Source organism: Blautia sp. Marseille-P2398 (genome assembly GCF_964240315.1).
GTDB classification, from domain to species: domain Bacteria; phylum Bacillota; class Clostridia; order Lachnospirales; family Lachnospiraceae; genus Blautia_A; species Blautia_A wexlerae.
Map to the genome: position 1 here is coordinate 1 of NZ_CAXSTD010000035.1, position 2957 is coordinate 2957.

3 protein-coding genes are annotated in these 2957 nt (G+C 35.8%); 2 read left to right on the plus strand and 1 reads right to left on the minus strand.

The window, feature by feature from the left end:
* Window positions 1–270: 270 nt before the first annotated feature.
* Together ACESZG_RS18780 and ACESZG_RS18785 are read left to right on the plus strand one after the other, a co-directional pair.
* Window positions 271–891, plus strand: a complete 621-nt coding sequence (locus ACESZG_RS18780) for a helix-turn-helix domain-containing protein (RefSeq protein ID WP_009269883.1) — start codon at window positions 271–273, stop codon at window positions 889–891.
* Between the two features lie 246 nt (window positions 892–1137).
* Window positions 1138–2589, plus strand: a complete 1452-nt coding sequence (locus ACESZG_RS18785; RefSeq protein WP_008819210.1) for an ISL3 family transposase — start codon at window positions 1138–1140, stop codon at window positions 2587–2589.
* A 153-nt stretch (window positions 2590–2742) separates the two neighbouring features.
* On the opposite strand, the gene ACESZG_RS18790 is transcribed toward ACESZG_RS18785, so the two are convergent.
* The coding region (locus ACESZG_RS18790) for a histidine phosphatase family protein (RefSeq protein WP_373218949.1) at window positions 2743–2957 on the minus strand (215 nt) is incomplete at its 5' end.

Genomic DNA, 2957 nt, shown 5'->3' on the forward strand with positions numbered 1-2957 from the left:
CCTGCAATGCTTTGTCTGCAAACCCTGTTTGTCCTTTTCTAACCATGCCATATCAACCGATATTCATATCTACGGGTTTAATCAGATAGGATTTACTTTTTAAATGGTTTTATATTTCATTCTGTTGTGCTTAATTATTTACAAACACATAATAATTCTTGTATGCTTATTTGTCAATATCTTTTTTTGTCTTTACAAACCATATTAAGCATGATAGACTTATAACGGAAACGAAATAAGAAGATATACAGAGTTACGGAGGGTTATGCAGTGAAAATAAATTTTTTGGGAAACAACATACAGACCATCAGAAAATACAGAGGAATGAAACAGCAGGAGCTTGCGGACAAAATCGGTATCAATATGCAGAGCCTTTCCAAGATTGAAAGAGGGTTGAATTATCCTGCCTATGATACGCTGGAAAAGATAATGGAAGTGCTGGACGTAACGCCCAATGAACTGTTGTCGGGGGAATGGAAATATATCAATCAGGCTGAAAAGGAAGTCTGTCAGTTTCTAAGAGCCGAAGAACGCCTAAATACAGAACTGAAACACGGGCATTATGACAACTTTTTTGACAGTGAGGAAGAATGGCTGGAATATGAGTTAGAAAAGTTACGGGAATATATTACCGACTACATCAACGGAAATAACATACAGGCAGACGACCTTTACCCAATCAAAGAATTTATCCAGCATTTGAAGTTTCAAAGATTGTTAGACCGATATGACGATTTATACAGCATGGATATGTTTGGGGAAAGCATAGAGGGACATAAGTATAAAACACCTTTTCAATTCGTGAAACGGATAAATCCCAACTCAAAAGAAGATATAGAACTGTTACGGGAAGTATTAAGGAATAACCATTTTGATGATGAGGACGAGTAATCTTTTTCCTCTTGTGAGAAGATACAGCAAACAAAAAGCCCGATCAAGAGTGCAAAGCACCACCAATGGTGGCAAGCTCTTGACGGGTATCCAAAATATTTGGGGGGCTAAACTTTAGGGGTCAATTTAGGGGTCTGAACTTTGAGGGACACTTTAGGGGGATAAATCCCAAAAGAAACAGGTGGCATTCATCTGTTTCTTTTTCTATAATGTTCTATTGGTTATGCTTCTGTGAAGGAGGTAATCATGGATCATTCTTATCTATTTAAATTATTAAACATTCCCGATGATGGTTCTATTATCATCAACGATGTTGAAATCATCGCTGATACCAAGTATGTATATATCTCTCGACCATCTATCCCGTCTTATTGCCCTAATTGTTCTTGCAGAATGCACTCAAAAGGTATTTATAAGCGCAAAATCAAACACCCTGTCTTACAAGACGGAACTTGCATCATCTTTATCGTGAGCCAAAGAAAGTGGAAATGCACTAACTGTTCCACATATGTTAATGAAGATTTCCCATTCTTTCAGCGTTATAAACAATCCTCTGATATTACTCCTCTACTAGTTTTAGAGGCTATGAAAGACCTTGATCGTTCTACCGCATCTATTGCCAGACAATTCAATTTATCTGATACTCAAGTTCACGATCTTTTCACTGCTTACGTGGATTTGCCACGTTTAACTCTTCCTGAGTTTCTTTCCGTTGATGAAGTACATATTGATATTTCTGAAAAAGAGAAATATGCCTTGATTCTTATGGACTTTACTTCTGGAGAGATTGTTGACATCTTGCATAACCGATGGCATCATACCATTGAAAACTACTTCTTCTCCATTCCATACGAAGAAAGAAAACATGTTCGTTATATTATTTCTGATGCATATAAGCCTTATCTTGAATTACCCAAGCATTTCTTTCCAAATGCTGTGTCGATTTTAGATAGTTTTCATGTTGTTAAATATTTATTAGGATTGATTAATACTTATATCAATTCAGTAATGAAAGCATATAAAGATAGAGATCTTAAAAGGCTTGAAAAACAAAATCATGACACCAATAGAGACAATAAAACGATTCAGGAATCACAAGAAGTTATCTTGCTTAGAAAATATCGCTGGGTGCTTTTGAAGAATCAAGACAATATCAATTACTCTGACAAAAGGTATTACCACAGCTCTCTTAGAATGTACGCAGATACATATACTATTGAAAAACTATTTCTCTCACTAGATCCTAAGTTCAATATAATCAGAGATGTGAAAGAAAAATATATTAGATTCAATAATACTCACTTTAGTTCTGAAGATGAAGTAATGCAAGAATTATTAAAAATGATTGAAGAATTTAAGGCTCTCAGAGGTTACATTCCTCGTCTTTTCTCACAATACCTTGATAAATATAAGCATGAGATTGCCCGCTCATTTACTATAACTGAGGTATCAAGACGTAGTGCAAAGGATAATGAGCGTTACTATGCACGTTTATCCAATGGACCTATGGAATCATTCAACCGAAAGCCGAAAGATTATAAGAGAAACTCACGAGGTTCCTCTAATTTTAATTATACTAGAAATCGAATCTTATGGTCTACCAGAAATAGACCTGCATTGAGAAATACGCCCAAATCATCTAATGAAGTACATAGCTATGTTGGAAAGAAACGTGGTAAATATAAAGTAAAAGAATAAAGAGATTAAGAATTTGTACAGAAGCATAACCAAAAAAAGAGAATCAGAATGTTTTTTCACTGATTCTCTTGATTTTAACTTTAGGGGTCTTAATTTTTAGCCTTTATTTTTTCTCTCCCCCAAAGTTGACCCCCAAATTTCTGGCGAAAACCCCTAAAAAATTTGGATAGCCTTTGCGGCATAGTGCCTGACTTCACAATTTGCGATGATGAGATCACTCAGATTTTCCACACACGCATAGCCCTCGAAGAAGCACTGATAGGGAATACTGACTCCGCCATGTGCTACAATCAGAATTTCCTTATCCTGCGCATACGGGAGAATCTCCTTTAAAAAGCTCTCTACCCGTTCATAGAAATGTGCGGTAT